This window comes from Streptomyces sp. HSW2009 (genome assembly GCF_040240285.1).
Classification (GTDB): Bacteria; Actinomycetota; Actinomycetes; order Streptomycetales; family Streptomycetaceae; genus Streptomyces.
On sequence record NZ_JBEHZD010001075.1, the window covers coordinates 1 to 917 of the forward strand.

Genomic DNA, 917 nt, shown 5'->3' on the forward strand with positions numbered 1-917 from the left:
CCCCCCCGCCCGGGGCGGCCCCCCCCCCCCCCCCCCCCCCCCCCCCCCCCCCCCCCCCCCCCCCCCCCCCCCCCCCCCGCCGGGGGGGGCGGGGGGGGGGCCGGTCGGGCCGGGAAGGCCCGGGCCCGGACGGACCGCACACAGCATCACCCGAGCAGCGGGCAGCGCACACCCAGCGCTGCCCGCTGATTCATGCCATGCCGTTGCCGTGACCTGCCGCACCGTGTCGCCGCCGTACGGGCCAGCGGCATCGCCAGTACGGACACCCCTGACACCGCCGACACCGCCGACACACCGCAGCCCAACCCGGGCCCCCACCGCCGAGCGGCGACGAGGTAGCCGGGCAGACCGAGCGCCAGACAGCCTGGCGCAACCGAGCCGACGGCCCACCCCGCCCGGAGCAAGCCGGCCGCACGTCGGTCAGTCGAACCAGTCGGGGTCCGCAGTCGTCAGGTACTCGGCGAGCACCTTCGGATCGCGGTGGGCCTCGGCCAGCAGCGCGCCCAGCTTGCGCAGCGCCTCGGCGTCGAAGCCGTACGCGACGAACATGCCCGCCTCGCAGTCGTAGTTGATCCGGTCCGCCACCTCAGGGGCGCGGGCGTGCACCGCGGATCTGGCGACGGCCTCCCAGTCGTACCCGCCGCCCTGGTGACCGTGCTGGTCGAAGAGCGCGGTGGTCGAGCCCATGTGGTCATCGCTGAGCAACAGGCCGTAGCGGCCGGGGGCTTGGTACGCCAGGAAGACCAGCGGTGCGAAGCTCTCGCGGTCGGTCGACTCGTTCGTGTGCGTCGTCATGGTCCAACCCTAGGCGGGGGGTCTGACAACGCCGCCGCACAAGGGCGGGGGGGGCCGGGGGGGGCCCCCCCCCCCCCCCCCCCCCCCCCCCCCCCCCCCCCCCCCCCCCCCCCCCCCCCCCC

General features: G+C 77.5%; 1 protein-coding gene. It reads right to left on the bottom strand.

Annotation, left to right across the window (positions count from 1 at the left end; genetic code table 11):
• Positions 1-420: 420 nt before the first annotated feature.
• Positions 421-795: an Imm51 family immunity protein gene (locus AAHZ94_RS34620; RefSeq protein ID WP_349997635.1), complete on the bottom strand. Its 375-nt coding sequence runs from the start codon at positions 793-795 to the stop codon at positions 421-423.
• Positions 796-917: the final 122 nt, after the last annotated feature.